Annotated in this window: 17 protein-coding genes and 1 tRNA gene; 5 read left to right on the forward strand and 13 right to left on the reverse strand. The window is 72.6% G+C overall.

Features of this window, described 5'->3' with window-relative positions; translation table 11 throughout:
* Positions 1-31 precede the first annotated feature (31 nt).
* The 4 genes from ACFW1A_RS12610 to ACFW1A_RS12625 form a co-directional block, all read right to left on the reverse strand.
* Positions 32-1,186, reverse strand: coding sequence for a cystathionine gamma-synthase (locus tag ACFW1A_RS12610; protein WP_380408023.1), 1,155 nt, complete (start codon positions 1,184-1,186; stop codon positions 32-34).
* Positions 1,187-1,287: 101 nt separating this feature from the next.
* Positions 1,288-2,547: an Ig-like domain-containing protein gene (locus tag ACFW1A_RS12615; RefSeq protein ID WP_380408025.1), complete on the reverse strand. Its 1,260-nt coding sequence runs from the start codon at positions 2,545-2,547 to the stop codon at positions 1,288-1,290.
* 220 nt (positions 2,548-2,767) lie between these two features.
* Positions 2,768-3,097 carry a hypothetical protein gene (locus ACFW1A_RS12620; RefSeq protein WP_380408027.1) on the reverse strand — a complete coding sequence of 110 codons (330 nt, stop codon included), beginning with the start codon at positions 3,095-3,097 and terminating at the stop codon, positions 2,768-2,770.
* 484 nt (positions 3,098-3,581) lie between these two features.
* Positions 3,582-4,982 carry a cystathionine beta-synthase gene (locus ACFW1A_RS12625; protein WP_380408029.1) on the reverse strand — a complete coding sequence of 467 codons (1,401 nt, stop codon included), beginning with the start codon at positions 4,980-4,982 and terminating at the stop codon, positions 3,582-3,584.
* A 214-nt stretch (positions 4,983-5,196) separates the two neighbouring features.
* Here ACFW1A_RS12625 and ACFW1A_RS12630 point away from each other — a divergent pair, with 214 nt between their 5' ends.
* The 3 genes from ACFW1A_RS12630 to ACFW1A_RS12640 all read left to right on the forward strand — a co-directional run bounded on the left by ACFW1A_RS12630 (position 5,197) and on the right by ACFW1A_RS12640 (position 8,789).
* Complete coding sequence (locus ACFW1A_RS12630; protein WP_380408031.1) at positions 5,197-6,294, forward strand: SGNH/GDSL hydrolase family protein; 1,098 nt, start codon at positions 5,197-5,199, stop codon at positions 6,292-6,294.
* Positions 6,295-6,334: 40 nt separating this feature from the next.
* Entirely contained in the window at positions 6,335-7,555 is a 1,221-nt protein-coding gene (locus ACFW1A_RS12635) for an acetyl-CoA C-acetyltransferase (RefSeq protein ID WP_380408033.1), read from the forward strand.
* A gap of 274 nt (positions 7,556-7,829) precedes the next feature.
* On the forward strand, positions 7,830-8,789 hold the full coding sequence (locus ACFW1A_RS12640) for a hypothetical protein (protein WP_380408035.1): 960 nt from the start codon (positions 7,830-7,832) through the stop codon (positions 8,787-8,789).
* Between the two features lie 22 nt (positions 8,790-8,811).
* Here the strand turns inward: ACFW1A_RS12640 and ACFW1A_RS12645 are convergent, their stop codons facing one another.
* The 3 genes from ACFW1A_RS12645 to ACFW1A_RS12655 form a co-directional block, all read right to left on the reverse strand.
* Positions 8,812-9,201, reverse strand: coding sequence for a hypothetical protein (locus ACFW1A_RS12645; protein ID WP_380408037.1), 390 nt, complete (start codon positions 9,199-9,201; stop codon positions 8,812-8,814).
* 45 nt (positions 9,202-9,246) lie between these two features.
* The gene (locus ACFW1A_RS12650; protein WP_380408041.1) at positions 9,247-10,041 is read right to left on the reverse strand and encodes a Bax inhibitor-1/YccA family protein; all 795 of its coding nucleotides are present in this window, start codon (positions 10,039-10,041) and stop codon (positions 9,247-9,249) included.
* Between the two features lie 123 nt (positions 10,042-10,164).
* Positions 10,165-10,249 (reverse strand) — tRNA-Leu (locus tag ACFW1A_RS12655).
* Positions 10,250-10,564: 315 nt separating this feature from the next.
* Between ACFW1A_RS12655 and ACFW1A_RS12660 the strand changes: the two genes are divergently transcribed.
* A complete protein-coding gene (locus ACFW1A_RS12660) occupies positions 10,565-11,338 on the forward strand; it encodes an ABC transporter ATP-binding protein (RefSeq protein ID WP_380408044.1) in 774 nt (257 codons plus the stop codon).
* Positions 11,338-13,896 carry an ABC transporter permease gene (locus ACFW1A_RS12665; RefSeq protein WP_380408046.1) on the forward strand — a complete coding sequence of 853 codons (2,559 nt, stop codon included), beginning with the start codon at positions 11,338-11,340 and terminating at the stop codon, positions 13,894-13,896. Before ACFW1A_RS12660 ends, ACFW1A_RS12665 begins: the two co-directional genes overlap by 1 nt.
* 220 nt (positions 13,897-14,116) lie before the next feature.
* On the opposite strand, the gene ACFW1A_RS12670 is transcribed toward ACFW1A_RS12665, so the two are convergent.
* The 6 genes from ACFW1A_RS12670 to ACFW1A_RS12695 form a co-directional block, all read right to left on the reverse strand.
* Entirely contained in the window at positions 14,117-15,490 is a 1,374-nt protein-coding gene (locus ACFW1A_RS12670; protein ID WP_380408048.1) for an NAD(P)/FAD-dependent oxidoreductase, read from the reverse strand.
* Positions 15,491-15,917: 427 nt separating this feature from the next.
* Positions 15,918-16,859 carry an exopolyphosphatase gene (locus ACFW1A_RS12675; protein WP_380408050.1) on the reverse strand — a complete coding sequence of 314 codons (942 nt, stop codon included), beginning with the start codon at positions 16,857-16,859 and terminating at the stop codon, positions 15,918-15,920.
* Positions 16,856-17,497 (reverse strand): DUF501 domain-containing protein, encoded by a 642-nt coding sequence (locus ACFW1A_RS12680; RefSeq protein ID WP_380408052.1) that lies wholly within the window; start codon positions 17,495-17,497, stop codon positions 16,856-16,858. The genes ACFW1A_RS12675 and ACFW1A_RS12680 overlap by 4 nt, the downstream gene beginning before the upstream one ends.
* A gap of 32 nt (positions 17,498-17,529) precedes the next feature.
* On the reverse strand, positions 17,530-17,949 hold the full coding sequence (locus tag ACFW1A_RS12685) for a septum formation initiator family protein (RefSeq protein WP_380408054.1): 420 nt from the start codon (positions 17,947-17,949) through the stop codon (positions 17,530-17,532).
* A gap of 91 nt (positions 17,950-18,040) precedes the next feature.
* A complete protein-coding gene (gene eno, locus ACFW1A_RS12690) occupies positions 18,041-19,327 on the reverse strand; it encodes a phosphopyruvate hydratase (RefSeq protein ID WP_380408056.1) in 1,287 nt (428 codons plus the stop codon).
* A gap of 194 nt (positions 19,328-19,521) precedes the next feature.
* Positions 19,522-19,761, reverse strand: a 240-nt coding sequence (locus tag ACFW1A_RS12695; protein WP_380408058.1) for a LysM peptidoglycan-binding domain-containing protein, incomplete at its 5' end; no start/stop codon positions are given.

Consider the following 19,761-nt stretch of genomic DNA (forward strand, 5'->3'; position numbering starts at 1 on the left):
GTCTGACGGCTGGTCGGGCCGCTCGGCGAGGTCAGCCGAGGGCCTGCGCCAGGTCGGCCACCAGGTCGTCGGCGGACTCGATGCCCACCGAGACCCGGACCAGGTCGGCCGGCACCTCCAGCAGCGAGCCGGCCACCGAGGCGTGGGTCATCCGGCCCGGGTGCTCGATCAGCGACTCCACGCCGCCCAGCGACTCGCCCAGGGTGAACAGCCTGGCCCGGTTGCAGACCTCGACCGCCGCCTCCTCGCCGCCCTCGACCCGGAACGAGACCATGCCGCCGAAGGCCTTCATCTGCTTGGCGGCCACCTCGTGGTTGGCGTGCGAGGCCAGACCCGGGTAGAAGATCTGGGTCACCTTGGGGTGGCGGGACAGCAGCGCGACGATCTGCTCGGCGTTGGCGCTGTGCCGGTCCATCCGCACGCCCAGGGTCTTGATCCCGCGCAGCACCAGCCAGGCGTCGAACGGGCCGGACACCGCGCCCATCGCGTTCTGGTGGTAGGCGAGCTCCTCGCCCAGGCCCGCGTCCGCCGCGACCAGCGCGCCGCCGACCACGTCCGAGTGGCCGCCCATGTACTTGGTGGTGGAGTGCACCACCACGTCGGCGCCGAGGGCGAGCGGCTGCTGCAGGTAGGGGCTGGCGAAGGTGTTGTCCACCACCAGCAGGGCGCCGGCGGAGTGCGCGACCTGGGCCACCGCGGCGATGTCGGTGATGCCGAGCAGCGGGTTGGACGGGGTCTCCACCCAGACCGCCTTGGTGGTGGGCTTGAGCGCCTCGCGCACCTTCTCCGGGTGCTGGGTGTCGGCCACGTCGAAGCTCACGCCCCAGCGGGCGAGCACCTTGCTGAAGAGCCGGAAGGTGCCGCCGTAGGCGTCGTTGGGGATCACGATGTGGTCGCCCGGCTTGAGGACGGTGCGCAGCAGGGTGTCCTCGGCGGCCAGGCCGGAGGCGAAGGCCAGCCCGCGCTGCCCGCCCTCCAGTGCCGCCAGGCACTCCTCCAGCGCGGTGCGGGTGGGGTTGGCCGAGCGGCTGTACTCGTAGCCGCCGCGCAGCCCGCCGACGCCGTCCTGCTTGTACGTGGACACCTGGTAGATCGGCGGGACGACCGCCCCGGTACGGGGGTCCGCTTCCTGCCCCGCGTGGATGGCGAGGGTCTCGAAGCCCTGAGGGTGCTGGTGCTCAGTCATACGCCCGAGACTAGTGGCACGGCGGAGTCCCTGCCCGGACGGACGGCTGACCGCCCCCGGCCGGGCGGATGCTGCGGGCCGGGCCCGTGGCCGCCGCTGCGTCAGATCGCGCTGCCCGCGGTCCAGTCCGCCCAGGTCAGGTTCCAGTCGCCCAGGCCGTTGGCGGCGTCGACGGTGCGGTCGCCGCTGTTGACGACCTCGACCACGTCGCCGGGGAGGGAGGAGGCGTAGAACCTGGCGGCGTCGGTGGTGGGGTCGCCGGCGCCCTGGACGTCGCGCAGGGCGATGCAGCCGTGGCTGAGGTTGGCGTGGCCGAAGGCGGTGCGGGGGGACCAGTAGTTGCCGTGCACGAAGGTGCCGGAGGCGGTCAGGCGCTGGGCGTGCGGCACGTCGGGGATGTCGTACTCGTCACCGAGGTTGACGGTGGCGGAGTTCATCCGGGTCTGGGTGAACTGCTCGGAGATCACCATCCGGCCGCCCCAGGTGCGGTGGTCGGGCCCGCCGCCGATCACGGGGTAGACCGCGCTGACCCGGCCGTCGGTGGTGACCGTGAGGGTGCCGGCGGAGAGGTCGGCGAGGGAGGTCTGGGAGCGGCCGATCGTGAAGGCGACGTCCTTGGACTGGGTGCCGAAGACACCGGGCGCGCCCTGCACGTCCTTGAGCCGCAGCCGGAGGGTGACCCGGGTGCCCTTGGCCCAGTACTGCGCGGGGCGGAAGTCCAGCCGGGTGCTGGAGTACCAGTGGCCGACCACCTCGACGCCCGGTTCGGCGACCACGGTGATCGCCTGCTGCACCGCCCTGCGGTCGGTGACCGGGGTGCTGAAGGTGATCGAGACCGGCATCCCGACCCCGACCGTGGAGCCGTCCTCGGGGGTGAAGGTGGCGGTGAAGGTCTTGGCGGGGGTGGCGGTGGTGAAGGCGCTGGAGGCGTCCGCGGTGATCCGGTCCTTGTCGGCGGCGACCGCGGCCACGGTGTAGCGGGTGGCGCTGGCCAGCGGTGCGGTGGTGGTCCAGCTCGCCCCGTCCGGTGCGAGCCGGCCGGGTATCTCACGGCCGGTGGGGTCGGTGACCCTGACCGAGTCGAGCGTCCCGGCCGCCACGCTGACCGTGACCGGCGCGGTGAACGCGGCGCCGGTGGTCCCGTCGGCGGGCGTCACCGTGATCACGGCGGCCGAGCTGCGCGGCGCGCCGCCCCCGCCGGCCGCCGGCCCGCCCTTGCCCTGGCCGCCGCGCCCGTCCGCCCCGCCGCAGGCCGCCAGCAGCAGCACCGGGGCGCCGAGCAGCCCGGTCAGCATCCCGCGCCGGCTCCAACTCCCCCCGGACGGGCCGTCGACCACCGCTCGCTCCTGCTGTGGCGTCATCTTCCGTCTCCCTGCTGCCGACTCCCGAACCGTCATGTCGGATATAGAGATGCATGTCCCGATATGAGCAGTTCCACGAAGAGGATCAGATCGTACGAGAAGATGAAAGATGCTGCCAGAAATGGACATACCGCCCAGTGATGTGCCACTGGGCGGTACGTGCGGGGAGCGGGCGGACTGCTCGACCTCGGCCGCGGACTCCGAGGACGGACTCCGAGGACTACTCGACCTCGAACTCGAAGCTGTCCTCCTCCGGGTCGAAGGCGACCTGCGCCGACTCCCAGGTGGCCTGGGTCAGCTCGATGCCCGGCACGTCGCCGAGCAGCGCGACCGGGTCGATGAAGTGGGCGAGCGAGCCGGACGGGTCGACCTCGATGGCCTCGGCGGACTGGACGCGCTCGTCGTCGTCCAGGTACTCGTCGGCCTCGACCTGGGCCAGCGCGGCGGCCTTGAGGGCGGCCTCGTCGGTGATCTCGGCGATCAGCTCGATGCTGAGCCGGACGTAGCGGGGGGCGTCGGAGTCGGCGCTGAGGTTCTCGGTGCTGGTCATGGGGCGAAGCGTAGGCGAGAACGGCCCCGGTGAGCGAAGCCAGGGCCGGCCCCGAAGACCGGGGCCGGCCCTGCTGGTGCTCCGCCACGCTCCCCCACCCGGGAGCCGCGAAGCCGCGCCGCGAGGGCGCGAGGTGCCGTGGGAGCCGCCGCACCCTGGCGCTGCCAGGGGCGGGACGACGACGACCCCCACGAGGGGCCCCTCCGCCCACCCAGACGGAGGGAGACACATGGTCACCGGGTCAGGACCGGTCCGTGTGTCCGGACGACCGCCGTGCCGGGGAGCCGCTCCCGGTCACCGCTGCCGTCCCGCTCGGCGTCTTGCCGTGCTCACTACGATGCCCGCCCGTTGTTAACCGGGTGCTGCACGGGCGTGACGCCGGTGTACCAATCGGTCCGAAAACGAACGATTCCCTGAAACATCTCCTGAGGAACCGTCAGTGGCCGCCGCCCGAGCGGGTCCCGGCGCGCGACCCGACCGGGCCTCAGTGCGCGGCGCGGCCGGCCATGAAGGCCAGCAGGTCCTGCCGGGTGACGATGCCCTGCGGCTTGCCGTCCACCAGCACCACGGCCGCGTCCGCCTGCTCCAGCACGCTCATCAGACCGGTCACCGACTCGCCCGAGCCGACCACCGGCAGCGGGCGCGACATGTGCTGCTCCAGCAGGTCGGTCAGCTGCGCGCCGCCGCTGAACAGCGCCGCCAGCAGGTCGCGCTCGGCCACCGAGCCGATCACCTCGCCGGCCATGATGTCCGGGTGCCCGGCGCCCGGCGAGACCACCGGCATCTGCGAGACGCCGAAGTCGCGCAGCACCTGCACCGCCTCGCCGACCGTCTCGCCCGGGTGCATGTGCACGAACTGCGGGATGCCCTCGTGCTCGATCGCGTCCTTGCGGGCCAGCACCTCGCCGATGGTGGCCTCGTCCTCGGCGGTGGGCAGGAAGCCGTAGTCGGCCATCCAGTCGTCGTTGAAGATCTTCGACAGGTAGCCGCGCCCGCCGTCCGGCAGCAGCACCACGACCACGTCGTCCGGGCCGAGCCGGCGGGCCACCTCCAGCGCGGCCACCACGGCCATCCCGCAGGAGCCGCCGACCAGCAGGCCCTCCTCCTTGGCCAGGCGGCGGGTCATCTGGAACGAGTCCTTGTCGGAGACCGCCACGATCTCGTCGGCCACCGTGCGGTCGTAGGCGGTGGGCCAGAAGTCCTCACCGACGCCCTCGACCAGGTAGGGGCGCCCGGTGCCGCCGGAGTAGACCGAGCCCTCCGGGTCGGCGCCGATCACCTGGACCTTGCCGCCGGAGGCGTCCTTCAGGTAGCGGCCGGTGCCGGAGATGGTGCCGCCGGTGCCCACGCCCGCGACGAAGTGGGTGATCTTCCCCTCGGTCTGCTCCCACAGCTCCGGACCGGTGGAGTGGTAGTGCGAGGCCGGGTTGTCCGGGTTCGAGTACTGGTCCGGCTTCCAGGCGTTCGGGGTCTCCCGGACCAGGCGGTCGGAGACGTTGTAGTAGGAGTCCGGGTGCTCCGGGGCGACCGCGGTCGGGCAGACCACCACCTCGGCGCCGTAGGCCCGAAGCGTGTTGATCTTGTCGGTGGACACCTTGTCGGGGCAGACGAAGATGCACTTGTAGCCCTTCTGCTGGGCCACGATCGCCAGGCCCACCCCGGTGTTGCCGGAGGTCGGCTCGACGATGGTGCCGCCGGGCTTGAGCGCGCCGGACGCCTCGGCCGCCTCGATCATGCGCAGCGCGATGCGGTCCTTGACCGAGCCGCCGGGGTTGAAGTACTCGACCTTCGCCAGCACGGTCGCGGAGATGCCCTCGGCGACCTTGCTGAGCTTCACCAGCGGGGTGTCACCGACCAGATCGATGATCGAATTGTGGTACCGCACGGGGGTCCTCCCGGTCTGTGGCCATGTCGTTTCCTTCGGTGATCCAAGCCTATGGCGCCAGATGGCCGATCCCCTCCGGTAGCGCCCAGGTGTCCAGGGGTATGCAGCCACCGGGACTGCGAACCAGACTCTCCAGCGTTGCAGGAGGACGGGCAGCACGAGGACGGGCAGGACCAGGACAGGGCAGCACAGCGCACGCGAAGGGGGTCGTCCAATGCCGGGAGCGCAGCAATCGAGAGCCCGGGTCGCCCGCCGGATCGCCACGGCCGCGGCCTACGGCGGGGGCGGGCTCGGCCTGCTGGGGGTGGGCCTGGCCGGGGTCCTGATCACCGAGAGCCGGTTGGCGGTGCGCGCCGTCGGCGTGCTGGACGGCCACCCGCCGAAGGCCGACGGGGTGTACGGGGACGACTTCGCCGACCCGGCGCTGGACGGCGAGGAGCCGCTGGTGCTGGCCTTCCTCGGCGACTCCACGGCCGCCGGCCTCGGGGTGCGGCGGGCCCGCGAGACCCCGGGGGCGCTGCTGGCGGCGGGGTTGGCCTCGGTGGCCGAGCGCCGGGTGCGGCTGGTGAACGTGGCGGTGTCCGGCGCCCGCTCGCACGACCTGGCCCGCCAGGTGCGACTGGCCGCGGCGGCCGACCCGGACGTGGCGGTGATCATGATCGGCGCCAACGACGTCACCCGGCACACCCCCGCCGCGCAGGCGGTGCGGCTGGTCGGCGAGGCGGTCCGGGACCTGCGCACGCTCGGCTGCGAGGTGGTGGTCGGGACCTGCCCGGACCTGGGCACCATCAAGCCGGTGCACCCGCCGCTGCGCTGGGTGGCCCGGCGGGTCAGTCGGCAGCTGGCGGCGGCGCAGACCATCGCGGTGGTGGAGGCCGGCGGGCGCACGGTGTCGCTGGGCTCGCTGCTCGGCCCGGAGTTCGCGGCCCGCCCGGAGATGTTCGCCTCGGACCGCTTCCACCCCTCCGCCCAGGGCTACGCCACCGCCGCGATGGCGGTGCTGCCGACCGTCTGCGCGGCGCTGGACCTGTGGCCCGAGGCGGCCGTGGCGGAGCCGGGCCGGCGCGAGGCGGTGCTGCCGATGGCGGTCGCGGCGGCCACCGCGGCGGGCAGCTCCGGCACCGAGGTGGCGTCGGCCGCCGACGGGGCCGGCGGCCGGCGCTGGGCACTGGTCAAGCACCGGCTGCGGCTCGGCCTGCCCACTCCGGGCGAACCCGCTCCCGAGGCGCCCGCCGACGCCCCGCCCACCGGACCCGCCGCGTCGGCCAGCTCACACGCGGAGGCAGGTGACGCCCGCGCTACTTGGGAGTAACTTCCTCTCTGTAGCCCTCGGAGAGCCTCAAGGAGCCGTCATGCCCGAAGCCGTCATCGTCAGCGCCGCCCGTTCGCCGATCGGCCGCGCCTTCAAGGGCTCGCTCAAGGACGTCCGCCCGGACGACCTGACCGCGCACATCATCCAGGCCGCGCTGGCCAAGGTCCCGCAGCTGGACCCGCGCCAGATCGACGACCTGATGCTGGGCTGCGGCCTGCCCGGCGGCGAGCAGGGCCACAACCTGGCCCGGATCGTCGCGGTGCAGATGGGCATGGACTACCTGCCCGGCACCACGATCACCCGCTACTGCTCCTCCTCGCTGCAGACGACCCGGATGGCACTGCACGCGATCAAGGCCGGCGAGGGCGACGTCTTCGTCTCGGCCGGCGTCGAGACGGTCTCCCGCTCGATCAACGGCACCTCGGACGGCATGCCGAACACCCAGAACCCGCTCTTCGACGAGGCCGTGGCGCGCACCGCCCACCGGGCCGCCGAGGGCGGCGGCGAGTGGCACGACCCGCGCGAGGACGGCCTGCTGCCGGACGCCTACATCGCGATGGGCCAGACCGCGGAGAACCTGGCCGCGCTCAAGGGCGTCACCCGGGCCGACCAGGACGCGTTCGGCGTCCGCTCGCAGAACCTGGCCGAGGCCGCCATCAAGGCCGGCTTCTGGGAGCGCGAGATCACCCCGGTCACGCTGCCGGACGGCACCGTGGTCAGCACCGACGACGGCCCGCGGGCCGGGGTGACGCTGGAGGCCGTGCAGGGCCTCAAGCCGGTCTTCCGCCCCGACGGCACGGTCACCGCGGGCAACTGCTGCCCGCTGAACGACGGCGCCGCGGCCCTGGTGATCATGTCCGACACCAAGGCGCGCGAGCTGGGCATCACGCCGCTGGCCCGGGTGGTCTCCACCGGCGTCTCGGCGCTCTCCCCGGAGATCATGGGCTACGGCCCGGTGGAGGCCTCCCGCCAGGCGCTCGAGCGGGCCGGGCTGACCATCGGCGACATCGACCTGGTCGAGATCAACGAGGCCTTCGCGGCCCAGGTGATCCCGTCCTACCGCGACCTGGGCGTCGACCTGGACAAGCTGAACGTCAACGGCGGCGCGATCGCGATCGGCCACCCCTTCGGCATGACCGGCGCCCGGATCACCACCACGCTCATCAACTCGCTGCAGTGGCACGACAAGCAGTTCGGTCTGGAGACCATGTGCGTCGGCGGCGGGCAGGGCATGGCGATGGTGATCGAGCGCCTCAGCTGACCGACCGGCCGACCGTCCCGGCCGATCGTCACCCTGCGTAGCTGGGGGCCGATCCGCACCACCGTGTGCGGACCGGCCCCCAACTCGTTTCCCCGGGCACCGATTTCCACCCCATGGAGTCGAGTAACAGCGCAGCGTACACCAGGGGGCATCCGGGTTTTCGGACAATGACGAACGTCACGGACAAAACGGACATCTTCCCCTGCAGTACCAGCCACCCATGCGGCAGTGTGGAGATGTTCCCCCGTTCCACTCCGTGCAAGGAGTACGTTCCGTGAGCGCCGTGTATGTCACCCTGCTGCTGGTCCTGATCGCCGCCACGACCACCGTGCTGCTCCAGTTGCGCGCCCTGCGCCGCCGGTTGGGCGCCGCGGAGGCCAACACCCTGGACGAGACGGCGATACGCCGCGCCGTCACCGAGGCGCTGGCCGCCGACCGCGAGCGGGAGATCAGCGAGGCGCGCGCGTTCTGGGCCGAGCAGGAGGCCCGGGCCGCCGAGGACGACCTGCTGCTGGACACGCCCTTCCCCGGCGCCCCGGGCGAGTTGGCGCACGGCCTGAGCGGCCTGCAGGGCCTGGGCCCGGTGGAGAACTGGCCGCTCTTCTTCCCCCGCCCGACCGGTCCGGGTGAGGCCGCCGACAACGCGGGCACCATGGACCCGGCCTTCGGCGAGGCGCTGCGCTCGGCGCTGGAGGAGATGATCAACGACAGCGGCACGCTGGCCGCCGCCGGCGCCGCCGGCCACCCCAGCGCCCCGGGCGCGCCCGGCCAGGGCGGCGAGGGCGACCAGCGGGCCCGCCGCGAGGCCGACCTGGCCGCGACCGGGTTGGAGGCCGGGCTGCTCGACCCGGAGCAGGAGGCGGCCGCCGAGCCGGCCCCCGCGCCCGACCCGCGCCGCCACCCCTCGCACCCGGACTTCGTGCCCAGCCCGGCCCCCTCCCGCGAGTGGACCGACACCCGGCTCACGATGCTGGCCGAGGACCGGATCGCGCTGACCGACGTGCGCCCGGGCCCGCTGGGCACCCTGGACGTCTACGCCTTCGCCGACGGCACCACGCTCTGCGTGGCCCCCGGCGACCGCGAGGCGGCCTACCGGCTGATCGACGCGGTCCGGGCCGGCGAGGACGTGCGGCTGCTGGGCGGCTCGCGGTTCTCCGGCTCCTACTCGCTGACCTTCTCCACCGACGAGGAGACCGTCTACGTGCTGGCCGACCGGGTGGTGGCCAGCATCTGACCCACGCCGCCCGGGGGAACGCTCAGGAACAGCACGCAGCGACGGCGCCCACCGCCGCGACCGCCTCCGCCAGGAGTTCGGCCGCACCGCGGTGGGCGCCGTCGCGTGTGCGCACCGCCGCGTCGGGGGCGAGCGCACCGAGCGCGGCCGCGAGGTCGTGTCCGGCCACCGCCAGCTGGTCCCCCACCGCGAACGCCCCGGCCTCGGGGATCTCCCGCGGCGGCGCGTCCGGTCCGAACTCCAGCAGTTGCGCGGTGCCGGCCAGTTCCCGGGCCAGCCCGAGCGCGGCCGCCGCCCGCGAGGCGTGGCCCGGCACCGCGCCCAGCAGTCGGCTCTGCGGCATCGCCCGGTACGTGTCGGCCAGCTGGTCGACCGCGTCCTGCAGGTCGAGGGCGTCGAGGGTCTCTGACATGGCGTCGACTCTAGGGCCTGCCGCCGTGCCCGGTCGTCGCGGTGCTCAGTCGTCGCCGCGCAGCACGGCGATCAGGCGCAGCAGTTCCAGGTAGATCCAGACCAGCGAGAGGGTCAGGCCGAAGGCGGCCCGCCAGGCTTCGGCGCGCGGGGCGCCGCGGCCGACCGCGTCCTGCACGGCGGCGAAGTCCAGGGACAGGAAGAAGGCGCCCAGGCCCACCCCGACCAGGCCGACCACGATGCCCAGCGGCCCGGAGTCCAGCCCCGGCGAGGCACCGAACAGCCCGGCCACCAGGTTGACCAGCAACAGCACCAGGAAGCCGACGGCCACCGCCGTGCCGATCCGGGCGTACCGCGCGGTCACCTTGATCCAGCCGACCCGGTGGGCGAGAAGCATCCCGGCGAAGACCGCCGCCGTGCCCACCACCGCCTGCACCGCGATGCCCGGCCAGACCGCCTCCAGTGCCTTGGTCACGGCCCCCAGGAAGAAGCCCTCCAGTGCCGCGTAGAGCAGCACCAGTGCCGGAGCGGCGCGCTGTCGGAAGCTCAGCACCAGGCCGACCGCGAAGGCCGCGAGCGCCGCGAGCCCGGCGACCCCGTAGCTCCCGGCGGGCAGCGCGACCCAGGCGGCGGCGGCGGCCGCGACCAGGACCAGCAGGCTCAGCGCGGTGCTCAGCACCACGTCGTCCATGGTCATCCGGCCGGTGGCGGCCGGGCCGGCGGCCGGGGCGCGGTAGAGCTGCTCCAGCCGGTCGGCACCCCGCTCGTCCAGGTACGGGGCGCGGTCGGCCGACCGTCGCTCGTACGGACCGCGCGAGAAGACCGGGTTGCTGGTGCGCATGCGCTTCCTCCCACGAGCGGCACGGCGCCGCCCACGGGAGCAAGGGTAATGTGTTGGTAAAGCAATGGCCGGGACCCGCCCCGCCCGCGGTCGCCGACCGGTGTGCCGGCGAAACGCGAACTGTGGTGCCCGGAGCCGGACTCGAACCGGCACGACCTTGCGGCCAAGCAGTTTTAAGCTGCCCGTGTCTGCGTTCCACCATCCGGGCCGGAACCGCCGGCCCCGCTCCGGGGCCACCCCTGAGCCTAGTCGTCCCGATCCCTCTTGCGCATGTTCCCAGCCGGGGAAGTTGTCATGTTTCCTTGCCATCTGACGAACTGTCCGCGATTCGGCCAGCGATGAGCGCCATCCGGCCATCAGGGTCCGTGTCATACCGCAGGAGGAGGAAGCCGCCCCCGGCCTAGGTCTGGGGTCAGGGACCCAACCGTCCGCCGGAGCGACGAATTGGGCCCCGGGCCGCCGGGAGCATGGAGACATCCCCAAGCGCCGCCCTGCGACGGTGGCCGACCGAAGGAGTTCCTCCATGACCACGACGACCGCGACCGCCGTCGGTACCGGGCGGGCGGCCGCCCGTGCGACTGGCCTGAGCAAGGTGTACGGCGCCGGCGAGACCAGGGTGGTCGCCCTGGACGACGTGAGCGTCGAGTTCCACCGGGGCGAGTTCACCGCGATCATGGGCCCCTCGGGCTCCGGCAAGTCGACCCTGATGCACTGCATGGCCGGCCTGGACTCGGTCTCGGCCGGCTCGGCCACCATCGGCGAGGTGGAACTGGTCGGCCTGCGCGACAAGCAGCTGACCCAACTGCGCCGGGACCGGATCGGGTTCGTCTTCCAGGCCTTCAACCTGCTGCCGACGCTGACCGCGCTGGAGAACATCACGCTGCCGATGGACATCGCCGGCCGCAAGGTGGACAAGGCCTGGCTGGACGCGGTGGTCGACACGGTCGGCCTGTCCGGCCGGCTGAGCCACCGTCCGTCCCAGCTCTCCGGCGGGCAGCAGCAGCGGGTCGCCTGCGCCCGCGCGCTGGCCGGGCGTCCGGAGATCATCTTCGCCGACGAGCCCACCGGCAACCTGGACTCCCGCTCGGGCGCCGAGATCCTCGGCTTCCTGCGCAACTCGGTGCGCGAACTCGGCCAGACCGTGGTCATGGTGACCCACGACGCGGTCGCCGCCTCCTACGCGGACCGGGTCGTCTTCCTGGCCGACGGCCGGATCGTGGACGAGCTCGCCGCCCCCACCGCGGACTCCGTCCTGGACCGGATGCGCCGCTTCGACGCGAAGGGCCGGACCAACTGATGTACCGCACCGCACTGCGCAACGTGCTCGCCCACAAGGGCCGGCTCCTGATGACGGCGCTGGCCGTCATGCTCGGTACCGCCTTCGTGGCCGGCACCATGGTCTTCTCGGACACCTTCGGCTCGGCCCTGAAGAACAGTTACTCCAAGGACTTCGCCAACTTCTCGGTCCAGGTGACCGACCATGGCGCCGGCAACGACACCAGGGCGGCCGACCACACCGGCACCGCCGCCGCGCACCTGGGCGCGGGCACGGTGACCCAGCTGTCCGCCCTGCCCGGCGTGGCCCGCGCGGTCGGCGTGGTGGACGGCTTCACGGCGGTCGCCGACCGCAGCGGCAAGGCGATCGGCCAGGGCCGCGACTCCAACGGCTCCAACTACGTGCCCGGCACCGACGGCCGGGACCCGCGCTACCCGATGGTGGCCGGGCGCGGCCCGCAGCACGCCGGCGAGATCGCGCTGGACCGCAGGACCGCCGACAAGGGCGGCTACCACGTGGGCGACACGGTCCGGGTGGCGACCAACGGCCCGGCCCTGTCCACCACCCTGACCGGCGTCTTCACCTCCGACTCCCCCGCGGTCAACTCCGGCAACCCGCTGGTCCTGTTCGACACCGCCACCGCCCAGCAGCAGCTGCTGACGGCCGGCCAGTTCAACCGGATCGAGGTCATCGGCGCGCCCGGCAGCAGCCAGGACGCGCTGCTGACCGAGGTGCTGCACGCGCTGCCGAACTCCGACGCGATCACCGCCAGGACCGCCCAGCAGCTGCAGGACCAGGAGAAGGCCGACATCGGCTCCTCGCTCAGCGGCATGCGCACGATGCTGCTGGCCTTCGCCGGCATCTCGCTCTTCGTCGGCGTCTTCATCATCGCCAACACCTTCACCATGCTGATCGCCCAGCGCACCCGGGAGCTCGCCCTGATGCGGGCGATCGGTGCCAGCCGGCGCCAGGTCACCGGCTCGGTGCTGGCGGAGGCGCTGCTGATCGGCTCGCTCGCCTCGGTGGCCGGCCTGCTGGCCGGCATCGGGATCGGCGCCGGGCTGCAGTCGCTGATGGGCTCGCTGGCCGGCGGCAACACGCCCTCCGGTCCGCTGGTGATCAGCCCGGCCACCGTCCTGGCCGCGGTCCTCACCGGTGTGCTGGTCACCGTGGTCTCGGCGGTGCTGCCCGCCCTGCGGGCCGCCCGGATCCCCCCGGTGGCCGCGATGAGCAGCGGTGACCTGCCCAGCTCCCAGAAGAGCCTGGTGGTGCGCAACAGCGTGGGCGCGGTGATCGCCGGCGGCGGCACGGCGCTGATCCTGTGGGGCTCCTCGGCCGGTTCCGCCGGCAAGTGGTGGGTGGCCGGCGGGGCGGTGTTCGCGCTGATCGGCACCTTCGTGCTGATCCCGCTGCTCTCCCGCCCGCTGATCGCGCTGGTCGGCCCGGTGCTGGGCCGGGTGTTCGGCGTCTCCGGCAAGCTGGCCCGGCAGAACGCGGTGCGCAACCCGCGCCGCACCGCCGCCACCGCGGCCGCCCTGACCATCGGGCTGACCCTGGTCAGCGCGCTGACCGTGCTCGGCGCCTCGGTCACCGGCGTGGTCGACCGGGCGGTCACCGACACCATGAAGGCCGACTACTCGGTCCAGCTCTCCAACGGCCTGAGCGTCGCACCGGAGATCGCCGAGAAGGTCGCGCACACCCCCGGGGTGGCGGCCAGCTCGCCGCTGACCGACTCCTGGTTCGAGGTCGGCGGCAAGACGCGGGCCGTCTCCGGGATCGACGCGGCCGCCGCCGACCAGGTGCTGCACGTGAAGCTGACCTCGGGCTCCACCGCCGCGCTCGGCCGGGGCCAGGTGCTGGTCGACGACGAGGTGGCCAAGGCGAACGGACTGGCCGTCGGCTCCACCCTGCCGGCCGTCTACCCCGACGGCAGCACCGGCACCCTCACGGTGGGCGGCGTGTTCACCAAGAACCACCTGGTCAACCCCCTGCTGATGGCCAACGAGGCGCTCACCCGGCACGGCGCCGAGCTGTCCGTCGACACGGTGCTGGTCAAGGGCACCGGCGGCGAGAGCGGTGCGCTGCGCCAGGCGCTGGTGCACGCCGGCGGCGACAACCCGCTGATCCAGGTGGACACCAAGCAGGACCTGCGCGACCAGTTCAGCTCGCAGATCTCCTTCGCGCTGAACATGATGTACGGCCTGCTGGCCATGTCGGTGCTGGTCGCCGTCCTGGGCGTGGTCAACACCATGGCGATGTCGGTCTTCGAGCGCAAGCGCGAGATCGGGATGCTGCGGGCGATCGGCCTGAACCGCGGCGGGATCAAGCGGATGGTCCGGCTGGAGTCGGTGGTGATCTCGCTGTTCGGCGCGGTGCTGGGACTGGGGCTGGGCTGCTTCCTGGCCTGGGCGGTGAACGGCACCCTGAAGAACGACCTGACCGGCCTGACCACGGTGCTGCCGTTCGGCAAGCTGGCCCTGTTCCTGGGGCTGGCCGGACTGGTCGGCCTGGTGGCCGCGGTCTGGCCGTCGCGGCGGGCCGCCAAGCTGGACATCCTGGACAGCATCAAGGCCGCCTGACCCGCCGTCGGCGGGCATGCAGAAGGGCCTCGGCCCGGTGGGTCCTCACCACCGGGCCGAGGCCCTTCGCCTCGCCCTGTTACTGCGTTATGTACTCCGCCCGGTCGCACAACCGGCTGAGCACCACGGAGGTCGTGGTCCGGCGACGCTGCCGGGCGGAGGGCCTCCGACTCACACCCCGGCGTCCGGTGCCGGGGTCAGTCGCGTGCTGCGGTACTGCTTACTTGGCGGCCAGCGCCTTGTCCGCCTCGGCCTGCGCGGGGACCGCGACCGGCTTCGGGGCGGGGGCGGCCGCCTCCTGGAACGCGCCGTACGGCTTCTCCATCTCCGAGAGGCCGACCGTCTCGCGCTTCAGGAACATCGCCAGGGTCCAGTCCGTGAACACCCGGATCTTGCGGTTCATGGTCGGGACCATGGCGCCGTGGTACAGGCGGTGGAACCACCAGGCCGGACGGCCCTTCAGCTTGAACTTGCCGAAGAGGATCGCCACGCCCTTGTGCAGGCCGAGACCGGCCACCGCACCGAGGTTCTTGTGCTTGTACTCCGCCTGCGGGAAGCCGCGCATGCCGGAGATCACGTTGTCGCCGAGGACCGCGGCCTGCCGGACGGCGTGCTGCGCGTTCGGCGGGCACCAGGCGCCCTCGCCGGCGGCGAGGTCCGGCACCTGGGCGTTGTCGCCGGCCGCCCAGACGTAGTCGAAGCCCTGGACCTGCAGCGTCGGCGCGGTGTCCACGTGGCCGCGCGGGCCCAGCGGGAGGCCGAAGTTGGCCAGCACCGGGTTGGGCTTGACGCCCGCGGTCCACACGATGGTGGCCGCGTCCACCTCGACGCCGTTCTTCAGCACCACGTGCTGGTCGACGCAGGAGTCCATCGAGGTCTCGATGTAGATCTCGATGTTGCGCTCTTCGAGCTTCTCCTTGGTCCACAGACCCAGGTCCGGACCCATCTCGGGGAGGATCCGGTTGGCCGCCTCGACGACGATGAAGCGCATGTCGTCGCGGCTGACGGTCTTGTAGAGCTTGGCCGCGTCGCGGGCCATGTCCTCGATCTCGGCGACCGTCTCGATGCCGGCGAAGCCGCCACCGATGACCACGAAGGTCAGGGCCTTGCTGCGGATCGCCTCGTCCGTGGTGGACTCGGCCTTGTCCAGCTGGGCCATGACGTGGTTGCGGAGGCTGATCGCCTCCTCGACCGTCTTCATGCCGATCCCGTGCTCGGCGAGGCCGGGGATCGGGAAGGTCCGGGAGACCGAGCCGGTGGCGACGACCAGGTAGTCGAAGGGCAGCTCGTAGGAGTCGCCGGCCAGCGGCGCGATGGTGGCGACCTTGCGGGCGTGGTCCACCTCGGTCACGTGACCGGTGAGCACCTCCGCCTTCTTCAGGGCGCTGCGCAGCGGCGCGACGAGGTTGCGAGGGGCGACGTTGCCGCCGGCCGCCTCGGGAAGGAAGGGCAGGTACGTCATGTACGACCGCGGGTCGACGACCGTGACGGTCGCCTCCCCGTAGCGCATCTTCTTGAGGATGCGCATCGCGGCATACAGGCCGACGTAACCACCGCCGACAATGAGGATGCGAGGACGCTCCGTGGTGCTCATATCCGAAAGTATCCAGCACCCCTCGCGGCACCCTTCGTGAGGCCCGTCACAAGCCTCTGGACACCGCCTGCTACACTGCCCGCCCACAGTTCGCCGCCACCCGGCCCCCGGCCGGTGCCGGACCGGCACCGCGGGCGTAGGGCCCGGGGGTATCACCGGTGACGCCCCCGCTGAGCAGCAACGATCCGGCCCCGGCGGCAGTTCCCGGCCCTTCTTTCGATTCCGTCGGCCGATCCGGAGCAGCACCTGGGATCCAGTGGCCGATCACCGAGAACGACCTTCGGTCCCGGATTCCGGACGAACCGGTCGATCCGGCCCGGAGAACGGCCGGAACTCCATGTGAAGAAATTCACGAAGTTTCTTCCGGGACACGCGGGCGGGGCCCCGTCCGGGGCCCCGCAAGCCGGGCAAAAGCCGTGTTCCCGACTCAGCCGGCGATGCTCCAGGCGATGCCGTCGAGGATGTCGTGCTCGCTCACCACCAGCTCCCGGGCACCGGTCCGCTCCATGATCGAGAGCAGCACCAGGGCCCCGGCCGCGATCACGTCCACCCGCCCCGGGTGCATCACCGGGATCGCGGCGCGCTCGGCGTGGGTCGACCCGAGCAGCCGCTCGGTCACCTCGCGCACCTGGTCCGCCGTCAGTCGGGCGTGGTGGATCACCGCCGAGTCGTAGGCGGGCAGGCCGAGCGCGATGGCGGCCACCGTGGTGACGGTGCCGGCCAGGCCCACCAGCGAGGCCGCCGCGGTCAGCGGCACGGCCTCGGCGGCCAGGTCCAGCGCCGCCGCGACGTCCGCCCGGGCGGCGGCGACCCGCTCGGCCGGCGGCACCTCCAGGCCCGCGAAGTGGCGCTCCGTCAGCCGCACGCAGCCGATGTCCACCGAGCGGGCCGCGACCACCTGCTCGGTGCCCAGCACGAACTCGGTGGAGCCGCCGCCCAGGTCGAAGACCAGGTAGGGGGCGGCGACCGAGGAGCCGGTCAGCTCCTTGGTCGCGCCGGTGAAGGAGAGCTGGGCCTCCTCGTCGCCGGAGACCACCTCGGGCTCCACGCCCAGGATCTCCCGCACGCCCTTGGTGAAGTCGGCGCTGTTCTCCGCGTCCCGGGAGGCGCTGGTGGCCACGAACCGGGTGTGCGCCGGGTCCACCCCGTGCTCGGCGATGACCGCCGCGTACTCCCGGCAGGCGGCGAAGGTGCGCTCCAGCGCCTCCGGGGCCAGCCGGCCGGTGCGGTCCACGTCCTGGCCGAGCCGGACGATCAGCATCCGCCGGTCGAGGTCGCTGATCTCCCCGGTGGCCGGGTCCAGATCGGCGATCAGCAGGCGGATCGAGTTGGTGCCGCAGTCGATCGCGGCCACCCGGGTACGGCTCACTGCTCCCCCTCCTCGGCCTCGGCGGCGGCCCGCTTGGCCTGCCGCTCGGCCGTCTTGCGCTCCTTGGCCGCGATCACGGCGCCGTGGTCCTCGGCCTGTTCGCGCTGCTCCCGCAGCGCGGCCACCCCGGCCTCGATGTCCTGCTCGCTGACGCAGGGGCCCTTGCGCCACCACTCGTCCAGCGCGGCCAGCGCCTCGTCGCCCAGCGGGTTGACGCCCTCGCCGGCCGCCAGCGAGTGGCCGACCAGCACGTGCAGGCACTTCACCCGGTCCGGCATCCCGCCGGCGCTCGGGAAGCCCTCCAGCACCTCGATGGCGTCGCGCCGCGCGATGTAGTCCTCGTGCGCCTGCTGGTAGGCGGCCGCCAGCTCCGGGTCCTCGGCCAGCCGGGCGGTCTGCTCCTTCATCAGCCCGTCCGCCTCCAGGGTGCCGATCAGCGAGGCGGCCCTGGGGCAGGTCAGGTAGTAGAGGGTGGGGAACGGGGTGCCGTCGGGCAGCCGCGGGGCGGTCTCCACCACGTCCGGGTTGCCGCACGGGCAGCGGTGCGCCACGGCCCGGGTACCGCGCGGGACGCGGCCGAGCTGGGCCGCCACGGCGGCCAGGTCGCGGTCGGCGACGGGCTGGTTCTCAGTGCTCATCAGGTGCTGTCTTCTCGGGGTGCGGGGGCTGGTCAGGGGACGCGGGCGGGGCCGGCCGCGGCGTCCACCGAGTCCCAGACGGTGGCGTACCAGGGCAGGGCCGCCTTCACGGACTGCGCCGAGGACCCGCCCTGGGGCCGGGTCCGGCCGGCGGCCGGGGCGGGGTCGACGGCGACGAACGGGGTCTCGCCGGGCAGCGCGTAGTGCAGCCGGCTGCGGGCCTGGGCCTTGACGAACTCCGGGTCCTGCCAGCGCGCCTTGTCGGTGCGCAGCCGCTCCACCTCCTGGCGGGCCTGGTCGGCCTTGGCCCGCTGGGAGGTGATCTCGGCGCGCTGACTGATGAACTGTCGGGTCGGATAGGCCAGGATCGCCACCAGCGAGCAGAGCACCAGGACCAGCACGGTGGCCCGGCTGGTGAACTTCGGCCGCCCGGGGAACCTCCACGCTGCCATCGGACCTCCACCCCTCTGCGTCAACACCGGTGCCCCGGCCAGTCCACCCTACGGGGTGGCGGCCGGGGCACCGGTCAGGCGTGCGCGGGGATCAGCCCTCGTACTTGAACCGCGGGAAGGCGGCGCGGCCCGCGTACTCGGCGGCGTCGTCGAGGATCTCCTCGATGCGCAGCAGCTGGTTGTACTTGGCGACGCGCTCGGAGCGGGCCGGGGCACCGGTCTTGATCTGGCCGCAGTTGGTGGCGACGGCCAGGTCGGCGATGGTGACGTCCTCGGTCTCGCCGGAGCGGTGCGACATCATGCAGCGGTAGCCGTTGCGCTGGGCCAGCTCGACCGCGTCCAGGGTCTCGGTCAGCGAACCGATCTGGTTCACCTTCACCAGCAGCGCGTTGGCGGTGCCGGTCTCGATGCCCTGGGCCAGGCGGGCCGGGTTGGTCACGAACAGGTCGTCACCGACCAGCTGGACCTTGGCGCCGAGCTTGTCGGTCATCGCCTTCCAGCCGTCCCAGTCCGACTCGTCCAGCGGGTCCTCGATGGAGACCAGCGGGTAGTTGGCGACCAGGTCGGCGTAGTAGTCGATCAGCTCGGCGGCGGTGAGCGCCTTGCCCTCGAACTGGTAGGCGCCGTCCTTGTAGAACTCGGAGGCGGCCACGTCCAGGGCGAGCGCGACGTCCTTGCCCGGGGTGTAGCCGGCCTTCTTGATCGCCTCGGTGATCAGGTCCAGCGCCTCGCGGTTGGAGTCCAGGTTCGGCGCGAAGCCGCCCTCGTCGCCCAGGCCGGTGGACAGGCCGCGCTCCTTCAGCACCGCCTTGAGGGTGTGGTAGACCTCGACGCCCCAGCGGACGGCCTCGGAGAAGGACTCCGCGCCGATCGGAGCGATCATGAACTCCTGGATGTCCACGTTGGAGTCCGCGTGCGAACCGCCGTTGAGGATGTTCATCATCGGGACCGGCAGCACGTGGGCGTTCGGGCCGCCCAGGTAGCGGAACAGCGGCAGGTCGCTGGCCTCGGAGGCGGCGTGCGCGACGGCGAGCGAGACGCCCAGGATCGCGTTGGCGCCGAGCGAGGACTTGTCCGGAGTGGCGTCCAGGTCGAGCATCGCCTGGTCGATCAGCCGCTGCTCGGTGGCGTCGTAGCCGACCAGCTCCGGGCCGATCTGCTCGATGACGGCGAGGACGGCCTTCTCCACGCCCTTGCCGAAGTAGCGGTTCTTGTCGCCGTCGCGCAGCTCCAGCGCCTCGAAGGCACCGGTGGAGGCGCCGGACGGAACGGCGGCACGGCCGGTGCTGCCGTCGTCGAGGCCGACCTCGACCTCGACCGTGGGGTTGCCGCGGGAGTCGAGGATCTCACGAGCGACGACGACATCAATGGACGGCACTATGCATCTCCTTGCGGAAGCGGTCCTGCGGACAGGGATGGCGGAGGCGTTACGACGAGAGCCTAACCGCACCGGCCCGGCCAGCCACCCGGACCCGGCTGTCGTCTCACGGAGTGGCTCGGCTACCTGTCAGTAGTTCACCTGAATGCAGGCGCGGGTCCGTTTGCCCGGAACCCGCGCCTGCCGACGGGGCATCAGCCCAGGTCGAGCACCTGCCCGGGCAGGATCAGGTTCGGATCGGCGCCGACCACCGCGTGGTTGGCCTGGTACAACGCCTGCCAGCCGCCCAGGATCTGCTGGGCCTTCGAGATCTTGGACAGGGTGTCGCCGGACTTGACGGTGTACCGGTGCGTGCCGGGCGCGGCCGGGCGCGGGGCGGGCGGCGCGGCCGGCGCCGCCGGGCGCGGGGCGGCGGGCTTGGCGAGGCTCGGGGC

It is taken from the genome of Kitasatospora sp. NPDC058965 (assembly GCF_042741245.1).
In the GTDB taxonomy this organism is placed as follows: domain Bacteria; phylum Actinomycetota; class Actinomycetes; order Streptomycetales; family Streptomycetaceae; genus Kitasatospora.

Coding starts and splice junctions, on each gene's coding strand:
- ACFW1A_RS12615 (WP_380408025.1), bottom strand. CDS start 2,547: ATGACGCCACAGCAGGAGCGAGCGGTGGTCGACGGCCCGTCCGGGGGG.
- ACFW1A_RS12650 (WP_380408041.1), bottom strand. CDS start 10,041: ATGCGCACCAGCAACCCGGTCTTCTCGCGCGGTCCGTACGAGCGACGG.
- ACFW1A_RS12635 (WP_380408033.1), top strand. CDS start 6,335: ATGCCCGAAGCCGTCATCGTCAGCGCCGCCCGTTCGCCGATCGGCCGC.
- ACFW1A_RS12610 (WP_380408023.1), bottom strand. CDS start 1,186: ATGACTGAGCACCAGCACCCTCAGGGCTTCGAGACCCTCGCCATCCAC.
- ACFW1A_RS12685 (WP_380408054.1), bottom strand. CDS start 17,949: ATGGCAGCGTGGAGGTTCCCCGGGCGGCCGAAGTTCACCAGCCGGGCC.
- ACFW1A_RS12665 (WP_380408046.1), top strand. CDS start 11,338: ATGTACCGCACCGCACTGCGCAACGTGCTCGCCCACAAGGGCCGGCTC.
- ACFW1A_RS12660 (WP_380408044.1), top strand. CDS start 10,565: ATGACCACGACGACCGCGACCGCCGTCGGTACCGGGCGGGCGGCCGCC.
- ACFW1A_RS12630 (WP_380408031.1), top strand. CDS start 5,197: ATGCCGGGAGCGCAGCAATCGAGAGCCCGGGTCGCCCGCCGGATCGCC.
- ACFW1A_RS12680 (WP_380408052.1), bottom strand. CDS start 17,497: ATGAGCACTGAGAACCAGCCCGTCGCCGACCGCGACCTGGCCGCCGTG.
- ACFW1A_RS12670 (WP_380408048.1), bottom strand. CDS start 15,490: ATGAGCACCACGGAGCGTCCTCGCATCCTCATTGTCGGCGGTGGTTAC.
- ACFW1A_RS12645 (WP_380408037.1), bottom strand. CDS start 9,201: ATGTCAGAGACCCTCGACGCCCTCGACCTGCAGGACGCGGTCGACCAG.
- ACFW1A_RS12620 (WP_380408027.1), bottom strand. CDS start 3,097: ATGACCAGCACCGAGAACCTCAGCGCCGACTCCGACGCCCCCCGCTAC.